The sequence below is a fragment of the Parapedobacter sp. GCM10030251 genome, from assembly GCF_042666505.1.
In the GTDB taxonomy this organism is placed as follows: domain Bacteria; phylum Bacteroidota; class Bacteroidia; order Sphingobacteriales; family Sphingobacteriaceae; genus Parapedobacter.
Window position 1 is genome coordinate 63,734 of record NZ_JBHTDN010000004.1, and the last position, 19,878, is coordinate 83,611.

At 47.7% G+C, this 19,878-nt stretch carries 21 protein-coding genes and 1 riboswitch; of the genes, 17 read left to right on the plus strand and 4 right to left on the minus strand.

The window, feature by feature from the left end; genetic code table 11:
* Positions 1–26 precede the first annotated feature (26 nt).
* Together thiS and ACFQRK_RS12450 are read right to left on the minus strand one after the other, a co-directional pair.
* Positions 27–230 carry a sulfur carrier protein ThiS gene (gene thiS, locus ACFQRK_RS12445; RefSeq protein WP_379007101.1) on the minus strand — a complete coding sequence of 68 codons (204 nt, stop codon included), beginning with the start codon at positions 228–230 and terminating at the stop codon, positions 27–29.
* A gap of 44 nt (positions 231–274) precedes the next feature.
* Positions 275–379: riboswitch (TPP riboswitch) on the minus strand.
* A 29-nt stretch (positions 380–408) separates the two neighbouring features.
* A complete protein-coding gene (locus ACFQRK_RS12450; protein ID WP_379007102.1) occupies positions 409–1,470 on the minus strand; it encodes an Mrp/NBP35 family ATP-binding protein in 1,062 nt (353 codons plus the stop codon).
* A gap of 201 nt (positions 1,471–1,671) precedes the next feature.
* On the opposite strand from ACFQRK_RS12450, the gene ACFQRK_RS12455 reads away from it, so the two are divergent.
* From ACFQRK_RS12455 to ACFQRK_RS12465, 3 genes are all read left to right on the plus strand, one after another.
* Entirely contained in the window at positions 1,672–3,750 is a 2,079-nt protein-coding gene (locus ACFQRK_RS12455) for a transglycosylase domain-containing protein (RefSeq protein ID WP_379007103.1), read from the plus strand.
* Positions 3,747–4,304, plus strand: a complete 558-nt coding sequence (gene hpt / locus ACFQRK_RS12460; protein ID WP_379007105.1) for a hypoxanthine phosphoribosyltransferase — start codon at positions 3,747–3,749, stop codon at positions 4,302–4,304. The genes ACFQRK_RS12455 and hpt overlap by 4 nt, the downstream gene beginning before the upstream one ends.
* A 68-nt stretch (positions 4,305–4,372) precedes the next feature.
* Entirely contained in the window at positions 4,373–4,762 is a 390-nt protein-coding gene (locus tag ACFQRK_RS12465; protein ID WP_379007106.1) for an HPP family protein, read from the plus strand.
* A 6-nt stretch (positions 4,763–4,768) separates the two neighbouring features.
* Here ACFQRK_RS12465 and ACFQRK_RS12470 read toward each other — a convergent pair whose 3' ends face one another.
* Complete coding sequence (locus ACFQRK_RS12470) at positions 4,769–5,140, minus strand: MGMT family protein (RefSeq protein ID WP_379007109.1); 372 nt, start codon at positions 5,138–5,140, stop codon at positions 4,769–4,771.
* Between the two features lie 103 nt (positions 5,141–5,243).
* On the opposite strand from ACFQRK_RS12470, the gene ACFQRK_RS12475 reads away from it, so the two are divergent.
* The 11 genes from ACFQRK_RS12475 (at position 5,244) to recG (ending at position 17,204) form a co-directional block, all read left to right on the plus strand.
* On the plus strand, positions 5,244–6,662 hold the full coding sequence (locus ACFQRK_RS12475; RefSeq protein WP_379007112.1) for a DUF1080 domain-containing protein: 1,419 nt from the start codon (positions 5,244–5,246) through the stop codon (positions 6,660–6,662).
* A 49-nt stretch (positions 6,663–6,711) separates the two neighbouring features.
* Complete coding sequence (locus ACFQRK_RS12480; RefSeq protein WP_379007114.1) at positions 6,712–7,686, plus strand: DUF4271 domain-containing protein; 975 nt, start codon at positions 6,712–6,714, stop codon at positions 7,684–7,686.
* A gap of 10 nt (positions 7,687–7,696) precedes the next feature.
* Positions 7,697–8,470 (plus strand): uroporphyrinogen-III synthase, encoded by a 774-nt coding sequence (locus ACFQRK_RS12485; protein WP_379007116.1) that lies wholly within the window; start codon positions 7,697–7,699, stop codon positions 8,468–8,470.
* Positions 8,471–8,737: 267 nt separating this feature from the next.
* Positions 8,738–10,045: an SUMF1/EgtB/PvdO family nonheme iron enzyme gene (locus tag ACFQRK_RS12490; RefSeq protein WP_379007117.1), complete on the plus strand. Its 1,308-nt coding sequence runs from the start codon at positions 8,738–8,740 to the stop codon at positions 10,043–10,045.
* Positions 10,046–10,084: 39 nt separating this feature from the next.
* Entirely contained in the window at positions 10,085–10,885 is an 801-nt protein-coding gene (gene gldL / locus ACFQRK_RS12495) for a gliding motility protein GldL (protein ID WP_379007118.1), read from the plus strand.
* A 48-nt stretch (positions 10,886–10,933) separates the two neighbouring features.
* Positions 10,934–12,460, plus strand: a complete 1,527-nt coding sequence (gene gldM, locus ACFQRK_RS12500) for a gliding motility protein GldM (RefSeq protein ID WP_379007120.1) — start codon at positions 10,934–10,936, stop codon at positions 12,458–12,460.
* Between the two features lie 18 nt (positions 12,461–12,478).
* Positions 12,479–13,447 carry a gliding motility protein GldN gene (locus tag ACFQRK_RS12505; RefSeq protein WP_379007122.1) on the plus strand — a complete coding sequence of 323 codons (969 nt, stop codon included), beginning with the start codon at positions 12,479–12,481 and terminating at the stop codon, positions 13,445–13,447.
* A gap of 143 nt (positions 13,448–13,590) precedes the next feature.
* Positions 13,591–14,457 (plus strand): cupin-like domain-containing protein, encoded by an 867-nt coding sequence (locus ACFQRK_RS12510; protein ID WP_379007124.1) that lies wholly within the window; start codon positions 13,591–13,593, stop codon positions 14,455–14,457.
* A 73-nt stretch (positions 14,458–14,530) separates the two neighbouring features.
* On the plus strand, positions 14,531–14,671 hold the full coding sequence (locus ACFQRK_RS12515) for a DUF6728 family protein (RefSeq protein WP_379007126.1): 141 nt from the start codon (positions 14,531–14,533) through the stop codon (positions 14,669–14,671).
* Between the two features lie 30 nt (positions 14,672–14,701).
* Positions 14,702–15,091 carry a RidA family protein gene (locus ACFQRK_RS12520; RefSeq protein WP_379007128.1) on the plus strand — a complete coding sequence of 130 codons (390 nt, stop codon included), beginning with the start codon at positions 14,702–14,704 and terminating at the stop codon, positions 15,089–15,091.
* A complete protein-coding gene (gene recG, locus ACFQRK_RS12525; RefSeq protein WP_379007130.1) occupies positions 15,057–17,204 on the plus strand; it encodes an ATP-dependent DNA helicase RecG in 2,148 nt (715 codons plus the stop codon). The genes ACFQRK_RS12520 and recG overlap by 35 nt, the downstream gene beginning before the upstream one ends.
* 8 nt (positions 17,205–17,212) lie before the next feature.
* Here the strand turns inward: recG and ACFQRK_RS12530 are convergent, their stop codons facing one another.
* Entirely contained in the window at positions 17,213–17,626 is a 414-nt protein-coding gene (locus tag ACFQRK_RS12530) for a hypothetical protein (RefSeq protein WP_379007131.1), read from the minus strand.
* A gap of 90 nt (positions 17,627–17,716) precedes the next feature.
* Between ACFQRK_RS12530 and ACFQRK_RS12535 the strand changes: the two genes are divergently transcribed.
* From ACFQRK_RS12535 to ACFQRK_RS12545, 3 genes are all read left to right on the plus strand, one after another.
* Complete coding sequence (locus ACFQRK_RS12535) at positions 17,717–18,406, plus strand: GNAT family N-acetyltransferase (protein ID WP_379007133.1); 690 nt, start codon at positions 17,717–17,719, stop codon at positions 18,404–18,406.
* A 175-nt stretch (positions 18,407–18,581) separates the two neighbouring features.
* Entirely contained in the window at positions 18,582–19,169 is a 588-nt protein-coding gene (locus tag ACFQRK_RS12540) for a hypothetical protein (RefSeq protein ID WP_379007134.1), read from the plus strand.
* Between the two features lie 100 nt (positions 19,170–19,269).
* Positions 19,270–19,851 carry a tRNA-(ms[2]io[6]A)-hydroxylase gene (locus tag ACFQRK_RS12545; RefSeq protein WP_379007136.1) on the plus strand — a complete coding sequence of 194 codons (582 nt, stop codon included), beginning with the start codon at positions 19,270–19,272 and terminating at the stop codon, positions 19,849–19,851.
* Positions 19,852–19,878: the final 27 nt, after the last annotated feature.

Here is a 19,878-nt window from a genome sequence, read left to right on the forward strand (position 1 = left end):
AGCGGTTGTTGTTTGACGATATTGCCTTATCCCCCTTGGGCCGCTTTGACGACGATAATCCGATCGTTGGGCTGGAGTACGGTGATATCCCACTGTTTTCGGGGAATGACGGTTTCATTAACGGCCACGGCCGTGCCTTTAGGTTGCTGGGCACCGTAATCTCGCAACACGTTTGCGAGCGTGATTCCCGGATGAACTTGAACTTTTTGTTGATTGATAATGATTTCCATAACGGCATATATTCACTTATGCCTTAGGAAGCCACCGATAGGTGTGAGGTTCCGTTACTTTTCCCTTCGCAGGCATTATCCTGAGCAGGTTTTGAGGGTTATTCTCAGCCTCCCGTTTTACAAACGGGAAAGCACCCCTAAAGCATGGGAGTCAAAGATAGGGTTTTCGGTGATATTATCAAATAACGGCTTGCGTAATCGCTATTTGTTGGGCTACTTTACCGGCGATTTCCAAGAACGCCGGGCGTGCGGGACTATCCTCGTCCAGCATAACAGGTAGCCCATTATCACCCGAATCACTGATGCTTTTGACCAGGGGGATTTCACCCAGGAACGGGGCGTTGAACCGTTCAGCCAGACGCTTACCGCCGTCTTTGCCAAAAATATAGTACTTGTGATCCGGCAATTCCGCTGGTGTGAAGTAAGCCATATTTTCTACGATGCCCAGTAACGGAATGTTTATGGAATCCATCAGGAACATACCGATACCCCGTACCGCATCGGCCAAGGCTACATTTTGAGGAGTAGTGACTATAAGGGCTCCCGAAACAGGAAAACCTTGAGCCACGGTAATATGCACGTCGCCCGTTCCCGGCGGTAAATCTACTATTAAATAATCCAGTTCTCCCCAATCGGCGTCATTAAACAGTTGTTTGACAGCCGTACTTACCATCGGGCCTCGCCACGGAACGGGCTGATTGGGGTCCGTAAAAAAGCCAAGAGACAACAATTTCAAGCCGAATTTTTCGATCGGCTCGATTTTTGTCTTGCCGTCCGCGGTTTTGGAAGCTTTGGGACGGGCACCTTCCAGTCCGAACATAATAGGCAGTGAAGGGCCATAAATATCCGCGTCAAGCAAACCGGTTTTTGCACCCTCGGCGTGCAAGGCTAATGCCAGATTGGCTGCGACGGTAGATTTGCCGACGCCTCCCTTGCCGGAGGCTACGAGGATAATATTCTTTATTTGCGATAATTGGCTGCTTTTGGAGCCAACAACCCGGGAGGTCATGTTAATGTCAACCGCAATGTTTTTATCTACGAATAGCGAAATCGCATTACGGCAGGCATGTTCGATGTGTCCCTTCAATGGACACGCAGGTGTGGTAAGCACCACGTCAAAACGGATTTTCGACGGTGTGATTTCCACATTCTTAATCATATTCAAAGTAACCAAGTCTTTCTTAAGATCGGGATCATCCACGTGGCTCAATGCATGCAACACCTGTTCTTTCGTAATCATTACGCTTCTTTCATTTACGGATACAAACCGAACAAAAATAGCCATTAAATATTAATAGAGATGTCATTTTTTGCGAGCTGTCGCCTGCCTATGGCAAAAATTGACCATGGTCGAAACCTAGGGGAACACGAACACAAACTTGCCATATCTTTGTTTTTAATGAGAATTATCCCGTATTTAGACACCGATTAGACCGGTTTTATGGTACATCGCATCGTTAGGAAGTTTTTTGATAAGGTCACAAGAAAGCAATTCATCATTGCCAGCATCGTAGTAGGGGTATTGCTCGTAGTAGGGGTGGTCGCTTTTGCCGTCGCCTTTCACAAGCGGGAAGCGTTGTTAGCGGCTACGATCGCTAAGATGAAAACCCAACTTGCGGAGGGCTATCAAATCGACCTGGCCATCGGGAAAGCTTATTTTTCCGGATTAACGACGGTCACACTCGAACAGGTTTCCGTCACTCCGCATGATCGGGAACAATTAGCCGGTGTAGCCGATGTTTCGGTAAGCGTGCGACTCCTTCCCCTGATTACCGGAGATGTAAAATTTGGACGTCTGCGTGCACATAATGCGCGTATACAGCTCATAAAGAAAGACAGCGTCAGCAATTACGATTTCTTATTCAGGGATCGCGATACGTTGCTGCGGAATCAGCCAGCCGAGCAAGCGGAAGCCACAACAATCAATTTAGCCCAAGCAGCAAACCGGATGCTCAACAGCGTACTCTACAAAATTCCAAAAAACATGGAGCTGCGCGAATTTTTGTTGACGTATCGCGATGACAGCATACAGCAACGCATCAGTGTGCCTAAGGCAGATATCGACGATGGAGCCCTGACTTCGGCCGTATACCTCAACGATAACAAGGCGGCTTGGCAGGTGTCTGGCCGATTAAATCCGGGTAACCGCCAGCTGTACATAAAAGTACACGCGAATGGGCAGAAAATTGCGTTGCCTTTGCTGGAACGGAAGTTCGGACTAAGGCTTAGCTTTGATACGGTCGAAACCCGACTTCGTGAAGTCTATTGGACAAACAACGAGTTTTTACACATTAAAGGCGAGTGGGCCGTCAAAAATCTGCAAATCAATCATCGTCGCATCGCTCAAGAAGATGTGGTCATACCGGATGCGCATATCGATGCGGAAGTGGTGGTGGGAAACAATCATGTGGAACTTTCGAAAGAATCGACCATCACCGTGAAAAAACTGGAAGTACATCCGTTTATTCGCTACACGATCGCACCCGAAAAAACCTACGCATTTGCGCTGGAAACCCCTGAGATGAAAGCGCAGGACTTGTTTGACGCCTTTCCCAACGGATTATTTGAATCGCTGAAAGGAATACGCGTTGCGGGTAATATCCAATATAAATTGGAGGCATTTTTGGATACCAGTAATCCCGACAGCGTTCAATTCAACTCCGATATGCAACAAAGCGGATTTAAGGTCAATGCTTGGGGGCACGCGAATGTCCCGAAACTCAACGGCGCGTTTGTATATACCCCCTATGAAGATGAAAAGCCCGTGCGTGACATTGTCGTAGGCCCTGAAAATCCCAATTTTATTTCGCTCAACGAAATATCTCCTTATTTGCGGAACGCCATTCTCACCACAGAGGATCCCTCGTTTTTCAGCCACAATGGATTTGTAGAAGAGGCGATCCGAACATCCATTGCGACTAATTATAAAGAAAAAGCATTTAAGCGGGGCGGCAGCACTATTTCCATGCAGTTGGTGAAAAATGTGTTCCTCAGCCGAAACAAAACACTGGTCCGAAAATTGGAAGAAATCCTGATTGTGTGGCTGATGGAGAGTACGCGAACGGTGAGCAAGGAGCGAATGTATGAAGTGTATCTCAATATCATTGAGTGGGGCCGTAATGTTTACGGTATTACCGAGGCGGCACGCTATTATTTTGGTAAGCATCCTTCACAACTTACCTTGGGAGAAAGTATCTACTTAGCCAGTATCGTCCCGCGACCTAAGACGGGGTTGTACGCTTTTAACTATGAGGGCAGGCTTAAGCCCTATATAGGGCGGTATTTTAACTATATAGGCAATATTATGGCCAGGAGGGGCTTGGCCCCGCCCGACTCCACGGGCAGCTATGGTTTTTATGCAGTCAGCCTGCGGGAAGCGCTTCGGCCAGATAAACCGGCCGTTGTGGATACGCTTCAATTGGAAGCACCCCCCACGGATTTTGAAGCCGAGTTGGAGGAAGTCAGAAGCTTATTGGATCGCATATTTCGGAACGATCCGGAAGAGAAAGAAACGCCATGAAAATCACGATTAACCAGCGGACATTCGAGCGATTCATCGACTATAATCAGATCAAGAAGCGGATCCGGTTGATTGGGATTCAACTCAACGTCGCTTACGAGAGTCAGCACCCGGTTTTTATCGGGGTACTCAATGGCTGTTTTATGTTTATGGCAGATCTGATGAAGCAAATCCATATTGCCAGTGAAATATCTTTTGTAAAGTTAGCCTCGTACGATGGCGTAGATCGACGGGAGCAGGTGGACGAGTTGATCGGTCTTGATGTCGATCTAAGAAATCGCGAAGTCATCATTGTTGAAGACATCGTAGATACCGGTAATTCGTTAAAGCATACGATGGATCTAGTCAACGCACAGAAGCCGGCTTCGGTGGCCGTTTGTACATTGCTTCTTAAACCCGCAGCCGTGCAGCATTCCTTTGGCAATATCGCGTATGTGGGATTCGAAATTCCCAATGATTTTGTCGTCGGATATGGGTTGGATTATCAGGGCCTAGGGCGGACCCTTCCGGATATTTACCGAGAAATTCCCTCTTTATCCGATCCTTCCCTTTAAAAGTTGGAACAAATATTGTGTTCCACCAAGGAATGTTTGTTTGAGTGGAAAAAACTGTTCCAATCACAGTGATCGTATCAAAAAGTAAGGTCACTGTAAATCCGCAGGATCGAATAAGTTCGGTCTATCGGCTGATGAAACGGCGTCAGTTAAATCATATTCCGGTGCTTGATGCAGGCAAGATCGTCGGCATCATCAGCCGAAGAGACATCCTGCATCTGGGTTTTGGTTATGAGTACGACGGGCATGCCGACGTCGAGTTAGGGATGTTTGACATGTTACAGGCCGATCAGGTGATGGTCCGAAATCCGGCATTGGTTTCTTCCGACTTAACCGTAGCCGAAGTTGGCGAATTATTAGCGACGGAAAGAATGCTCGCCCTACCCGTTGTGGACGCCAATAGAAGCCTGATCGGTACGGTCGACCTAAACGATATTATACTTTTCCTGCTCAAATAGCGGGAATCACCCGCCTGCGCCCGATGCAGGTTCCCAAAAGACATCGGCAAAATCTGCCACTTGGTCATCAATGATCGTTAGCCCCTCGTTTTCCAGTAATTTTTGCATGAGCGTCGGGCTGCCGAAGGCCATTTTGCCGCTTAATACCCCGATGCGGTTGACTACACGGTGAGCCGGTATCGGCGGATGAGCCGTGTGAGCGGCCCGCATTGCCCACCCAACCATACGCGAAGAACCTGCTGCGCCAAGGGCACGGGCAATTGCTCCATAAGACGTTACCCGACCCTCGGGAATTTGCCTGACAATTTGATATACTTGTTCAAAAAAATTACCTGTTTCCATCCGGATATTACGATATCGTTTTCGTAAAAATCCCATTCGAAAAATGGAATTACCTCTAAAAATGCCTATTATTGAGTGCAAAATCAATTAGTAAGCATTAACAAAGCTAATTATTTATTCCAGATTACTTGGGCGCTTTATGAAATCGATAAACATACCGAAAAACAATAGGCCAGGGCGCCGGACTGCGCTGACTTATTTGATCACGGCCATGGTGTTCACATCATGTGCCACAGCTTCATGTACCGCAGCTTCTCACGACGGATGGAAACCGCTATTCGACGGGAAGACACTCAACGGGTGGAAGTCCGTGGGCGGGAAGGCTCCTTACACGGTAGAGGATGGTGCAATTGTTGGAACGATGACGGCAGGAACACCTAATTCGTTCTTGATTACCGAGCAAGAATATGGTGATTTTATTTTGGAGTTGGACGTGAAATTAGAAGGAGAAACGACCAACTCGGGCATACAGACCCGCAGTCACCTCGATAAAGAAGCAAACAACGGACAAGGTAGGGTCTATGGCAGGCAGGTGGAAATAGATCCGACCGAACGGTCATGGACAGGAGGTATTTATGACGAAGCACGTCGGGGATGGTTGTACCCACTTGATTTAAACGAAGGGGCGAAGCGTGCCTACAAAAAGGGTGAGTTCAACCATATTCGTATTGAAGCCATTGGTAACGAAACGAAAACATGGGTAAATGACATTCCCGTAGCGTATGTAATAGATACGATAGACGCGACCGGTTTTATTGGATTGCAGGTTCATGGTATCAACGACGAAAAACTCGCGGGCAAAAAAGTGTACTTCAAAAACGTTCGGATTCAAACGGACAACCTGAAGCCACGGGATTTTCCGCTGGGTATCTATACGGTAAACCTCGTCCCTAATGCGCTGTCTGCATACGAAAAGCAGAACGAATATACCTTGTTGTTTAATGGAAATACCCCGGAGGGATGGGTAGGGGCTTATAAGGACGCTTTCCCAGAGAAGGGATGGGAAATCAAGGACGGAACGATTACCGTGCTTCCGTCGGACGGAGGGGAGTCCACCAATGGAGGAGATATTGTGACGATTGATCAATACGGTGCTTTCGATCTCTCCTTTGAATTCAAGCTTACCGAAGGAGGAAATAGTGGCGTAAAATACTTTGTAACGTTAAGCGAGAACAATACGGGGTCTGCCATCGGACTTGAATATCAAATATTGGATGATGAACAGCATCCTGATGCCAAAATGGGAAGAGATGGCAATCGTACGCTCGCTTCGCTGTACGATTTGATTACCGCGCAAAAAACCTCCCGTACGCGCCGTAAAATAGGTGAATGGAACAAGGGACGTGTCGTCGTTCAGCCGGATAATACCGTGACTCACTATCTTAACGGCGAAAAGGTATTGCAATATAAACGGGGCTCCGATGCGTACAAAAAGCTGGTAAGCGAAAGTAAGTACAAAAAATGGAACGACTTCGGACTCGCCGAAACCGGACATATCCTGTTGCAAGATCATGGCGACCGGGTCAGTTTCAGAAATATAAAAATTAAGCGGCTGTAAGAACTTCGATTTTTGCCTAACTTTACTGCCATTTTCAATCCATTTGGCAATGAGGTATTTTTTAGTGGCGATCGTAGCTGTGTGTTGGCTTATTCCATCAAAGGATGCGATTGCTGGTATTTCATTGCAACAGCCGCGGAATGTATCTGTTCGCGACTCAATACGGCAGGCGCAGATCATGGAGAAAAGGCGACTAGCCGATTCAGTGAAGCGCGTGCAGGACTCCCTGGTCATGCAGTTCATCGGTCTACCGGATCCCGATCGGCCCAATCAACTTGCCGATAGCCTGCGAAAGCTGGTTGTTGTACAGAAGGGAGATTTTCTTAGGTGGCTGCAGTTTGCAAAGTCACTGGAACAGCAGATCGAAAAGGACGACGAGAGAAATGGCCGTGAGCAGTGGGTTATTGCAGTCATAGGATTGCTGCTGCTCCTGCTGGGTGTGGTAAGGGCTTCTTTCCCCAACGAGGTGCTCTCCATTATCCAAGCCTTTTATAATGATCGGATGTTATTGCAAATCAATAAAGAGGACACCTTGTACAGCTCCTGGCCATTCGTTTTCCTGTATGTTTTATTTGGTTTTGCCGTGGGGCTGTTTATTTATGTTTGCAATCTTTATTATTTAGAAGGAAGCTCTCAGGATGGGATGGACACATTTTTGGGCATATCGATTTTTGTCATGCTGTTGTTTATCCTCAAAATTATCGTCACGCGGTTTTTGGGGGTTGTTTTTGATGTGCAGCGAATCGTGCGTGAATACGTGTCCATATTATATTTAAGTTATTTTAATGCGGCTTTGGTGTTTTTGCCCGTAGTGCTGGTCTTGAGTTTAGTTCCGCAAACTCAGATGGTTTGGATCGTTCCCGCTGCGTTGGTTGTGGTGTTGGGACTGTTCATTTTTCGCTTTGTTAAAACGGCTAGCAACGTGCTTACGAACCATCGATTTTCAAAGTTTTATTTATTTATGTATCTTTGCTGCCTCGAAATCGCGCCGGTACTGATTTTGGTAAAAGTATTGGGTAATTAACGTAAAAAACATGCAAGTGTCAGAAGCAGAAAGAGCAAAGAAAGTAAAAAGCATTTTAGTGACGTTGCCTAAGCCAGAAAATGAAAAATCACCCTACTTCGCTTTGGCACAAAAATACAACCTGAAGCTTGATTTTAGAGCGTTTATCCATGTGGAAGGGGTGCCCGCGCGCGAAGTACGGAAAGAGCAGCGCATCAACCTTGCTGATTTCACGGCGGTCATTTTTACCAGCCGGAATGCGGCAGATCATTTTTTCCGGATTTGCGAAGAAATGCGCTATGAGGTGCCTGCTGATATGAAATATTTTTGTCTTTCAGAAACCATTGCGCTTTACCTGCAAAAATATATCCAATATCGTAAGCGGAAAATATTCTTTGGTAAACAAACGGCTAAAGATTTGGCGGATGTACTAAAGAAACACGCGAAAGAGCGATTTTTATATCCTTGTTCGGATGTTGCCAACGAAGAAACCTATAATTGGCTTCAAGACAACGGGTACAACGTCACTCCTGCAGTGCTTTTCCGGACCGTGGTAAGCGATCTTTCCGACCTCAAAGATGTTTTTTACGACGTAATCGTATTTTTTAGCCCGTCTAGCGTTCAGTCGCTGTTCGAAAATTTCCCGGATTTCAAACAGAATAATACGAGGCTGGCGGCATTCGGATCCAGCACGCATCAAGCGATTCAGGACCGAGGGCTGATTTTGGATATTGCGGCGCCTACTCCCGAAGCGCCGAGTATGACCATGGCTGTGGAGCAGTACATCAAGATGGTTAACAAATAGAATATTTTTAAATATCTTACCCTTTTGCTAAAGAAATACCATTTCTTTTAATAAATTTATCGCCGCTATTCCTGAGGAGATGGAATGCACTTACCTATTTGAGAAACACGATTTTGAACACGTGGAGAAGAGGTTAATTTTGTACTATTTGGCGAAACAGGAACTGTGTGTGCGGTTTGGTCTGAATTTTGCTTTCGTAACGGGTTGTTGATCACGTCTTTTATGAATATACCGTAGCGCATGTTTTCCAACCATATGGATGTCTAAATGAAGAGAAGATATTTACCTATACTATATATTATTATATCCGCAGTATACGCAAGTTCCTGTAGCAAGTCAGGAGGTGGCGAACTTGTTGGGGTAAAACGACAGAGCCTCAAAACAAATCGTGTTCCGCATGGTATGGTGTTAGTTCCGGGAGGTACCTTCATCATGGGGCAGTCTGATCAGGATATCACCTTTGCGCAGGTTGCTCAAAACCGGCAGGTGACTATTTCGTCCTTTTATATGGATGAAACGGAGATATCCAACAGCGAATATCGGCAGTTTGTCAACTGGGTTCGCGACTCAATATTGGTCTATAATTACCTACAGGACGACAGCTATTTTCTGGAAACCGAAGGGTCGGGCGAACGATATATCGACTGGTCTAAAGTAAATGGTGGCAAACGATCGCTCTGGAGTTCGCGGGATCAGGAAGTTCGGGAACGCACACGCCAAATGTTTTATCAGGGAGAAGATCGCATCTTCGGTAAAGACGAGCTGGATGTCCGGTTATTGCGGTACCATTACGAGTGGTACGACCTGCGGGCGGCAACAGCGGCTAAAAATGACCCCACAAAGACCCGGTCCGATTTTATCAGGCGAGATACCATCCTGGTATATCCCGATACGACCGTGTGGCTCAATGATTTTAGCTATGCGCAAAATGAACCCATGGTAGAAGGCTATTTTTCACATCCTTCCTTTGACGAGTATCCGGTGGTGGGTGTTACCTGGCGTCAGGCACAAGCATTCAACACGTGGCGCACCCGGCTTTTTGATAATTTTCAGCGTAGCCGAAAGACAGGAAGCCGCGAGATCCGCCAACCCTATATGCTGCCGTCGGAAGCGGAATGGGAATATGCCGCCCGTGGAGGACGGGTTGGTACACAGTATCCGTGGGGCGGCCCGTCGGCACGTAATGCGAAAGGCTGTTTAATGGCTAACTTTAAACCGGGACGAGGGAATTATATTGATGACGGGGCGGCCTATACTGCTCCGGTTTATTCATATTTTCCCAATGATTTTGGTCTGTACAATATGGCGGGAAACGTAGCGGAATGGACGTCGTCAACGTTCAATGAGTCTGCCTCGTCCTTCGTCCATGACATGAACCCAACCTACCGTTACGATACGAAGCCGGGAGATCCGCAGTCTTTGCAACGCAAAGTCATCCGGGGCGGCTCCTGGAAAGACATCGGCTATTTTCTGCAAAACTCTGCCCGTGCGTATGAATACCAGGATACCGCTAAGTCCTATCTCGGCTTTAGAAGTGTATCCGGTTTTCCCGGCGTAGATCCAATGAATAACTAACCGAATATCAACACAAAAGCATTAATCATACTCATAATTATGGCAGGAAAAAGCAAATTTAAGGTAGGTATCAATAACATCGTTTCATGGGGAGCAACCGTTGTTATCATCGGACTTATGGCCAAATTACAACATTGGCCTGCAGGCGATTGGTTGATTATAGCAGGGCTCGGAACCGAAGCCATATTGTTTTTTTTACTGGGTTTCCAGAACGAGGAGAAAGATGTGGACTGGACCAGGGTGTATCCCGAATTGGCGGAAGATTATCAAGGTGAGTTGCCGAAAACATCTGCACGGCCTGTTGCGGCGGCTGTGGGCAATACCGCCGCGCTTGATAAAATGTTGCAGGACGCCCGCATCAGCCCAGAATTGATCGGTAACCTTGGCGACGGGTTGCGTACGTTCAGCGATAAGGTAGCCGCCATATCCAATGTATCTGACGTGTCACTGGCTACGGGCCAGTTTACCGAAAAAATAAAAGGCGCAACAGACAGCTTCGACAAGCTGAATATTGCTTTTGAGCGAGCTTCCAGTGATCTGGCGAACATTGGCGGAGCAAGTACGGATGCCAAGACTTACCAAGAGCAGGTGGGCAAACTGGCTAACAACCTACAGCAACTCAATGCCGTGTACGAACTTGAGCTTAAGGAATCGGGAGAAAAGTTGAAAAGTATCACCCAGCATTACGATAGTATTGCTCAAACACTGCGGAACTTCAACGAGTCTGCCTCGGATACCCAGCAGCTAAAAGAACAGGTAAGCCACCTTAACAAAAACTTGGCTTCGCTGAATGCTATTTATGGAAACATGTTGGCCGCAATGAACCAGCCGCGGGTGTAATTTACGCTAGAGAATCAAACCCTTTGACCTTTAAAAAGTAAATTACAAATGGCAGCAGGAAAACAGACTCCACGGCAACGAATGATGGGTATCTTATACCTCGTATTGTTGGGATTGGTGGCATTGAATGTGAGTGATTCGGTCCTCGATGCCTTCAAAAACCTTGCAACGAGCTTAGGTACCTCCACACAAAATACACAAGAAGGGATTGACAACATGTTCAATGCCTTTCGGGCCACTAAGTTGAAGGACGAGCCCGAACGGGCCCAACCTATATTGAGCCGAGCCGAGCAGGCCAGTCAATTGGCGAATAATCTTTCCGGTTATATAGACTCGCTAAAGACATTGCTCGAACAGGAGGGGGGAGGACAAAATGAATCAACCGGCGATGTAAGGAAGCGTGATAATCTGAGCATCAGCCCCCGCATCATGATCAAGCAAAAGGAAAAGCGAGCAGAAAAACTGCGGAATCTAATTAACGAAACGCGTCAGCAATTGCTTGAACTGTCCAATAACGAAGTATCGTTTTCATTGAACGCGCAGGAACCACCGGCACGCGGGGGAATCAAGAAATCCTGGGAGCAGGCCAATTTCGGTGATGGGATTCCGCTGACAGCGGCTATTACCGCGCTGGAGAAAATAAAAGCCGATGTCAAAAATGCGGAGGCCGCTGTGGTAAAACATATTTTCGGTGAAATGGACATGGCCGTTGTCAATCTCGACCGCTTTGCGGCGGTGGCAGTGGCTCCGTCTTCTTATGTGATACAGGGACAGCCCTATACCGCCAAGATATTCCTCACGGCCTACGATTCCAAATCGAATCCTGAAATAACGGTAGGGGGTAACACGCTACCGGTTACCGAGGGACAGGCCACGTATTCGGTAAATACGGCTAGTGAAGGTGTGTTTAATTGGACCGGTACCATCCGCGTAAAGCAAACAGACGGAACGGTCAAGGAATATGTGACAGAGCCCCAAACCTACCAGGTCGCCCGGCCTTCGGCAGTGGTGTCACCGGACGCGATGAACGTACTGTATATCGGTGTAGACAACCCAATATCCGTGTCGGCTCCGGGAATACCCAAGGAAAGCTTAGCCGTTAGCGGTCAGGGTGTCACCGTTTCCGGTTCAGGAGGCAAATACGTTGCCCGGGTTACACAGCCCGGCACGGCCAGTATTCAGGTTTCCGCGCGCATGGGAGAAAAAACACAGTCTCTTGGCTCCACCAATTTCCGTGTGAAGCGGATCCCGAAACCGCAAGCACGCGTCGCAGGACGGTCGGGCGGAGCGGTTGCCGCGGCGCAAATAAAGGGCCAGAACCGGATTTTCGCGGCATTGGAAGATTTTGAATTCGACGCAAAATTCAACATTTCCCGGTTTTCGATGTTGATACAGAAACCCCGGGTAGATCCGATGGGACCCTACCAGGGAACGAACGGAACCTTTTCGGGACCGATGCAGAATGCATTGAGTTCGGTTGCTCCGGGATCTTTTGTGTTTTTTTACAATATCATTGCGGTCGGTCCAGATGGCGTACAGCAGGAGCTGGATCCGATTTCGTTTAGGGTTAATTAAATTATAAAGGAGGTTACCATGAAAGTGCCTGTTTCCGTCGTTTTGATGTTCGTTGGGCTTACCGCATATGCGCAGCAAGGCAACCTGTCAAACAGTACCACGCCGATTGCGGCCGAAGAACCTCCCGTAGACGGTTATTATGTCAAATCGGACATCCTTGACCGCGAAGTGGTACCTTATTCTGTGATCCGTCCTACGGATGTAGCTTACGTGAAACGGATATGGCGGGAGTTTGATCTCCGGGAGAAAATGAATACACTGTATGCGTCCCCTAAATCGCGGTTGATCGATGTCATCATGGAAGCGGTACTGGCAGGTGAGTTAACGGCGTACGATCCCACCCCCACGGAAGATGACCCCACAGGCGATAGTTTCAAAACGCGCCTGTCACCGGATCAGGTGCTTGGCCGGTTCGGTGCGGATAGTACCCTTGTCGAAGAATATGATGAAGACGGGAATGTGATTGCTTCTCATTTCGAAGCTTCGGCATTTAATCCCGACGATGTCGTGCGCTTTCGGATCAAGGAAGATTGGATATTTGATAAACAACGATCGGTATTCGAACCCCGTATCATTGGTATCGCACCGTTGGTGACCCCGAAGGTGGATGAAATTACCGGCGGTGAGACGATGGTAACGGGCGATTTAGCGAGTGATCAGGCGTTGACCGAGATTCCGGGGCTGGATACCGGCTCGGATGCCGGCTCGATATCCGCAGATGCGTACCCGGCTTTTTGGATTTATTTTCCCGAGGCCAGGCATATCTTCGTGAACAAAGAGGTTACTTCAAGACATAACGATGCGACGGGGTTAAGTTACGACGATGTATTTATCAAGCGTTTATTTGCGAGCTACATTGTGAAGCAATCCAATCCCGAGGATTTACGGATAAGAGATTATATCGACAACGGCGTAGAAAGGCTCAATGAAGCGGCGCGCATCAAGAAAAGCCTTGTGGATTTTGAGCAGGATCTATGGTCTTATTAAGCTTTTTATTTTTTGGCACGTAAATAGTTATGTCCCTATTATAATGCAAATGTAAAATTGGGATACGGCGTATTGGGACATATGAAGTTTTCCTAAGTTTGCATCTTGTGCGTTAACATTAGTTTTCAAACGGATATTAAGTCGTGCAACTCAAAAAAGTAGAAAAAATCTCCGGGATCAGCTCGGCTGACTTCATTAAAGATTACCTGAACAAGGGCGTTCCTGTTGTTATGGATGACTTCGTAAGCAAGGACAGCCCTGCATGGCAAAAATGGAGCTATGACTATTTCAAGGAAATAGCCGGAGATACCGTAATTTCACTGCATGGACGCGAAGACGCGTCAAATGATCGGGCTGCAAGTGCCCCTGTTGCCAAAATGAAATTCAGTGAGTATTTAGACTTGATTGAACGTGAGCCTACTGACCTGCGGATTTTCCTGTTTAATCTCATGAAATTAAAGCCGGAACTAAATCATGATTTGATTTATAACGATGTAACCGGCGGAAAGGTACTGCAGTGGCTGCCCTATCTCTTTTTCGGAGGCGAGGGATCGAGTACTCGTAATCATTTCGACATTGATATGTCGCATGTGTTCATCACTCAGTATAAGGGCGTCAAGAAAATATGGCTATTCCCGCTGGAACAATCCGATTTGATGTACAAATTACCTTATAATTTTCACAGCATTGCCAATATCAAAAACCCCGACTATGAGAAATTTCCGGCGCTGAAATACCTGAATGGATATGAAGCGGAAATCCACCCGGGTGAGACGCTGTTTATGCCGTCCGGATGGTGGCATTACATTCAGTATGTAACCGAAGGATATTCGATCAGCGTACGGGCATTACCATCAAAAGTTTATGATAAATGGCGGGGTTTTAGAAACCTGGTCATTACCCGTAATTTTGACAACACGATGCGGAAAATTTTTAAAGATCGTTGGTTCAACTATAAAATAAATGCGGCAAACAAGCGAGCAGAAAGAGCATTGAAACGGGTAAGATAACTTTTTTCCTTTATACGATATGCTGCCGCCCCGAAGTGTTGCTTTCGGGGCGGCTTTTTTTTAACTTAGCCTCATGTACTTTTTTAGAAAAAAAGATCCAAACCGGCCCGATAGTTTTAATCTCCGGGTAATGCATGTTATTAATGCAACCGCCATCATTCTGTTTTTACTGGCTATCCTCTACAAAATTGTCGAATACCTTTTTTTAAAATAGAAATACGCTATTGATTCATAGGATACAATTATGTCTACACGAAAGGAAATTATCAACACAACGGGTGCGCCCGCACCAATCGGACCGTACAATCAGGCTATCAAGGCCGGAAATACGTTGTATGTATCGGGTCAAATAGCGCTGTCGCCTGAAACCGGCGCTTTGGTTCAGGGAACGGTCGAGGAAGAGACCCGTCAGGTACTTAAAAACCTTGAAGCGGTATTGGCGGCGGCAGCGTATTCCTTCGCCGATGTAGTGAAAACCACCATCTTCCTCCGGGATATGGGCGACTTTGGAGCGGTCAACGCGGTGTATGCGGAGTATTTTACCGAACAAGCCCCGGCAAGGGAGACGGTGGCGGTGGCGGGGCTGCCAAAAAATGTCAATGTCGAGATCTCCGTCATTGCCTGGAGAGCGTAAATCCGGGGTGGAACAACATCGCATCATAACACCCATTGAATATCTCAAGGGAGTGGGGCCCGCCCGTGCCGAAGTGCTCAAGAGCGAGCTGGGTATCCATACCTTTGGTGACTTATTGAAACATTACCCTTTCCGGTACATCGATCGGACACAATTTCATAAAGTACGGCAGCTGCATCCCGATATGCCTGCGGCTCAGGTGGTCGGACGGCTGGTGCATCTGGAAGAGCGGGGAGACCGGAAAGCGAAGCGGTTGGTGGGGATCTTCAAAGATGATACGGGGACCATGGAACTGGTGTGGTTCCAAAGCATCGGCTGGCTGCGAAAATCCCTGAAGATAGGGGCAGCATACGTGATTTACGGTAAACCCAACGTCTTTAATCAGGAACTTTCGATGACGCATCCCGAGATGGAATTATACCAGCGGGGGGCGAAGGAGATGGGCAATATGCACCTGCAGCCGGTATACAGCTCTACGGAGAAGCTCAAAAAATTTGCATTGGACAGCCGGGGTATCCAACGGCTCCAGGTGGCTCTGTTGGAAAGCATCTCCTCGCAATTGGAAGAAGAACTGCCGGATTATATAATCGAAATGCACCGGCTTATACCGTTGCCCAGGGCGTTGATTGCGATTCATTTCCCCCGAAGCCAGCAGGAGCTCGCCCAAGCCATCCGCAGGCTGAAGTTTGACGAGCTGTTTTTTATTCAGTTGAAACTGTTGAAAAACAAATTGCTGAATACGCAGAAATTCCAGGGCCATCGGTTTGATGTGGTGGGCGAGCGGTTTAACACGTTCTATCATAGTCATCTGCCTTTTTCGTTAACCAATGCGCAGAAGCGTGTGATCAAAGAAATACGAAAAGACACGGCATCGGGTGCACAGCTTAACCGCCTTGTGCAGGGGGATGTGGGAAGCGGGAAAACGGTTGTGGCGCTGATGACTATGCTATTGGCTGTGGATAATGGCTTTCAGGCTTGCCTGATGGCACCAACCGAGATACTGGCTCAGCAACATTACCATAGCATAAAAAAGCTGTTGGGCGAGCAACTTGCGTCGGTGCAGTTGCTTACCGGTTCTACGCCAAAGAAAGATCGCAAACTCATACACGCCCAATTGGAGGAAGGTTCGCTGGACATCCTTGTAGGGACACACGCGTTGATTGAAGACGCGGTACGTTTCAAGAACCTGGGTTTCGTGGTAATCGACGAACAGCACCGGTTCGGGGTGGAGCAACGGGCGAAACTGTGGCGCAAAAATCGGATCCCTCCGCACATGTTGGTGATGACCGCTACACCGATACCCCGTACGTTGGCCATGACATTGTATGGCGATCTTGATATTTCGGTTATCGACGAGCTACCTGCGGGCAGGAAGCCGATCAAGACCCTGCATCTTTATGAAAGCAGCCGCCTACGTATGTTTGGTTTCATGAAGGAAGAGATGGCCAAGGGAAGGCAGGTGTATATCGTGTATCCGCTTATTAAGGAAAGCGAGAAGATGGACCTGCTGCACTTGGAAGCGGGTTTGGAAACGTTAATGAAGGAATTTCCGTTGCCGGCGTTCCGCATCAGTATCGTGCATGGGAAAATGCCGGTTAAAGACAAGGAATTTGAGATGCAGCGTTTTGTCAAGGGCGAAACGCAAATCATGGTGGCAACAACCGTCATTGAGGTAGGTGTGGACGTGCCGAATGCATCGGTGATGGTCATCGAGAATGCGGAACGCTTCGGGCTGTCCCAATTGCATCAGTTGCGCGGCCGGGTTGGCCGCGGAGCTGAACAATCCTATTGTATCTTGATTTCCGGAAGCAAACTTAGCAGGGAAAGCAAATTGCGACTTGAGACGATGGTACGGACCAATGATGGGTTCGAGATTGCCGAAGTGGATCTGCAATTGCGCGGTCCGGGGGATCTTGCGGGCACTCAGCAAAGCGGCGTACTTAACCTCAAACTGGCCGATCTCACCACAGACCAAGCCTTGTTAACCGAAGTACGCAACCGCGTCATCCAAATTTTTAAAGACGATCCCCAATTGGTTAACCCCGAAAATACGCGACTACGAGAATACCTTTCGCGCAAGGAACCAGGCATCGGATGGGAGAAAATATCCTGATGGTTAGGTTATTGGGAAGCCGCTTCGGCATCCCAGACTAATTTCGCTTTACGGTCTTGACAAACCACACGACTCGGTGGAGTCAAAAATAAGCAGTCTGATACGACGTTCCATTTTGCATTATAAGAGCGTTGCCGTTGCGTGTAGATTTCGACTTTATGGAGGAACACCGCTGTGTCCATCCCGGTTGAATAGGCGACGTAACCCGCGGGGCCTCCACAAGGCTTTTCGCCGACGGCGGTAAAGCGCCATTCGGCAGCATCGTCGCAGGGGTAAGAAGAGGCCAGCGAATCAATTTCATGATGCAGCCGTTCCAACAACAGGCTTTCAGCTTCCGGACTACCGATCATGGATTGTTTTTCACAAGCCATGGCGACAACCAAGACGACAAAAAAAACAGCAGAAAATGTCAATCTCTTCATTTGTCAGCGAGTCGTTAGAATGACGAAGATAAGCAACTGGCAATAAACATTTGAAAAATAAGACAATTTTATCTTAGTTTGTCTTTTGAGATGCATTCTATTTTAGATAACCCCGCGTGGCATGCGTTAACGTCGGGAAACCAATCGCTCGCGCACGGCAGCGGGCCCGTTAGGTATTTTTGGAACGATGTTTCTCCATTTGTGGGATTACGTACAAATTCGGCCGATCAGCTCATAACCTTACACGAAGAAATCCCGTTTGACAGTCCGGTGGCCATTGTATCGCCCACCGAAATCTCGTGGCCCCGGCAATGGACCGTTATCGAGACGGTAACGGTTTCGCAGATGGTATGTCTGCGCGCGACGAAAGCCGTCAGGAAGGAGGCAACGGTAGTGCCGTTGGGGTTGCCTGATATCCCGCAGATGCTGGCGTTAAACAAATTGACAAAACCCGGACCTTTTGAACAAAACACGATTCAATTTGGCCATTATGAGGGTGTTTATGACGGGAACCGGCTAATTGCCATGGCCGGGCAACGCATGAATCCGAAACCGTACGCCGAGATCAGTGCCGTGTGTACGCATCCGGAATTTTTGGGCCGTGGGTTGGCCACGTTGCTCATGTGGCGGCAAATCCAGCGGATTCAGGCAGCAGGCGAAATCCCCTTTTTGCACGTAAGGGCTGATAACGAAAGAGCTATACAGGTATATGCCGGATTGGGTTTCGAAACGCGAAAGGAAATCCTCATCTACTTTGTCAAAAAGGACAACACTGCCTAACCTCCAACGGATTCGTCTAGAAAAATACGGGATTCGTCTAATTCGCCTTTGTTTGGTCGATTACTGGCGGGTGTTTGTCTATTACCGCCCGAGCCGCATGCAACGTTTTCTGAGCATGGTCGTCTTATCGATAAATGCAAATAACAGAAAAACAGGAGAAACAAAGACAACCGTCATGAAATCACTCGTATTAAGTGCCATAATCTGCGCGGCAGCAGTAGGTAACAGCATCGCCACAACACGTCCCGCTTTGGATGTTGTTGAAAAAGGAACCAGTCACGAAATGGCTAGTGACCAACGTATTGAAACATTTAGGCAGGTAATCGCTTTTCATCAACAAAATGTAGATGCGTTGTGGAAGCAATACGAATTAGCGGAAACCCGAATCCGAGCGACTCACGGCAACCACGCAGAGCTGGAACGTGATCGCGTATTTTTTATAGGAGTCTATCAGCGGGACATTGAGAACGGGATCCGGGTCGAGGAAAGCAAAAGGGTCATTGCCCAAATCGAAGCCACCTACGCAAAAAAGCATGCTCAGCGTGACCTCTATGAGAAGGAACAACTTGCCCGGTTGCAATCCCAGCTGAAAAGAGAACTTTTAAAAGAGCAGAAAGACCTGCAAAAGTCGAAACGAAAATACGCCAGCCTCGTGAATGAGGAAACACTGCCGCTTTTACAGAAAGCGGAGCAGCACCTTGCATCCGCGATTGACCGGGTGAACCGGTTTTCGACGAAGGACACCACCATCGCTTCGAGGTAATCAAGCCCCCCGGGGATCTACATATAGTTTGGCAGCTGCTTTCTTCGGGTGGCTGCCTTTTTTAAAAATTATCGGTAAGTTTGCCCAAAACGATTTGCGAATGCTTGGATTAAAATTGCTGACTGATCCACGTTGGGCCAATATAGCGGAATCCAACTTGGAAGAAATCTTGACGGACCATGCCTGGTGTGAGCAAAAAGCAGCCAGCAATGCCATATCACTGATTACCCAAAACCCGGAGCATCAGGATCTGGTGCACGAACTGACAGCGATTGCCCTGGAGGAGATGCAGCACTTCCAACAGGTGATCGATATCATCAAGCAACGTGGATACACACTGGGACGTGAGCGTAAGGATGATTACGTAAACCAGCTGATGAAGTTTATGAAAAAAGATGGAAGCCGAAACACAGCTTTCATCGATCGGCTGCTTTTCGCTGCCATGATAGAAGCGCGCAGCTGCGAGCGTTTCCGTGTGTTGTCTCAGCATATCAAAGACCAAGAGTTAGCCAAGTTTTACTACGATCTCATGGTATCGGAAGCGAACCACTATACAACATTCTTGAATTTTGCCCGGCGATATACGGTTGATGTCGACGTGGAAACGCGTTGGAAGGAATGGCTGGCCTTTGAAGGTGAGCTTATCAAGTCATATGGCACGACTGAGCATATACATGGATAGACCCGGGGTGAGCGGTAATATTTACGT

Bases quoted from the DNA above. Each gene is read 5' to 3' on its own strand.
- ACFQRK_RS12470 (WP_379007109.1), bottom strand. From the start codon at position 5,140: ATGGGATTTTTACGAAAACGATATCGTAATATCCGGATGGAAACAGGT.
- hpt (WP_379007105.1), top strand. From the start codon at position 3,747: ATGAAAATCACGATTAACCAGCGGACATTCGAGCGATTCATCGACTAT.
- ACFQRK_RS12540 (WP_379007134.1), top strand. From the start codon at position 18,582: ATGAAATCACTCGTATTAAGTGCCATAATCTGCGCGGCAGCAGTAGGT.
- ACFQRK_RS12530 (WP_379007131.1), bottom strand. From the start codon at position 17,626: ATGAAGAGATTGACATTTTCTGCTGTTTTTTTTGTCGTCTTGGTTGTC.
- gldM (WP_379007120.1), top strand. From the start codon at position 10,934: ATGGCAGCAGGAAAACAGACTCCACGGCAACGAATGATGGGTATCTTA.
- ACFQRK_RS12545 (WP_379007136.1), top strand. From the start codon at position 19,270: ATGCTTGGATTAAAATTGCTGACTGATCCACGTTGGGCCAATATAGCG.
- thiS (WP_379007101.1), bottom strand. From the start codon at position 230: ATGGAAATCATTATCAATCAACAAAAAGTTCAAGTTCATCCGGGAATC.
- gldL (WP_379007118.1), top strand. From the start codon at position 10,085: ATGGCAGGAAAAAGCAAATTTAAGGTAGGTATCAATAACATCGTTTCA.
- ACFQRK_RS12455 (WP_379007103.1), top strand. From the start codon at position 1,672: ATGGTACATCGCATCGTTAGGAAGTTTTTTGATAAGGTCACAAGAAAG.
- ACFQRK_RS12535 (WP_379007133.1), top strand. From the start codon at position 17,717: ATGCATTCTATTTTAGATAACCCCGCGTGGCATGCGTTAACGTCGGGA.
- ACFQRK_RS12485 (WP_379007116.1), top strand. From the start codon at position 7,697: ATGCAAGTGTCAGAAGCAGAAAGAGCAAAGAAAGTAAAAAGCATTTTA.
- ACFQRK_RS12475 (WP_379007112.1), top strand. From the start codon at position 5,244: ATGAAATCGATAAACATACCGAAAAACAATAGGCCAGGGCGCCGGACT.
- ACFQRK_RS12520 (WP_379007128.1), top strand. From the start codon at position 14,702: ATGTCTACACGAAAGGAAATTATCAACACAACGGGTGCGCCCGCACCA.
- recG (WP_379007130.1), top strand. From the start codon at position 15,057: ATGTCGAGATCTCCGTCATTGCCTGGAGAGCGTAAATCCGGGGTGGAA.
- ACFQRK_RS12450 (WP_379007102.1), bottom strand. From the start codon at position 1,470: ATGATTACGAAAGAACAGGTGTTGCATGCATTGAGCCACGTGGATGAT.
- ACFQRK_RS12515 (WP_379007126.1), top strand. From the start codon at position 14,531: ATGTACTTTTTTAGAAAAAAAGATCCAAACCGGCCCGATAGTTTTAAT.
- ACFQRK_RS12490 (WP_379007117.1), top strand. From the start codon at position 8,738: ATGAAGAGAAGATATTTACCTATACTATATATTATTATATCCGCAGTA.
- ACFQRK_RS12480 (WP_379007114.1), top strand. From the start codon at position 6,712: ATGAGGTATTTTTTAGTGGCGATCGTAGCTGTGTGTTGGCTTATTCCA.
- ACFQRK_RS12505 (WP_379007122.1), top strand. From the start codon at position 12,479: ATGAAAGTGCCTGTTTCCGTCGTTTTGATGTTCGTTGGGCTTACCGCA.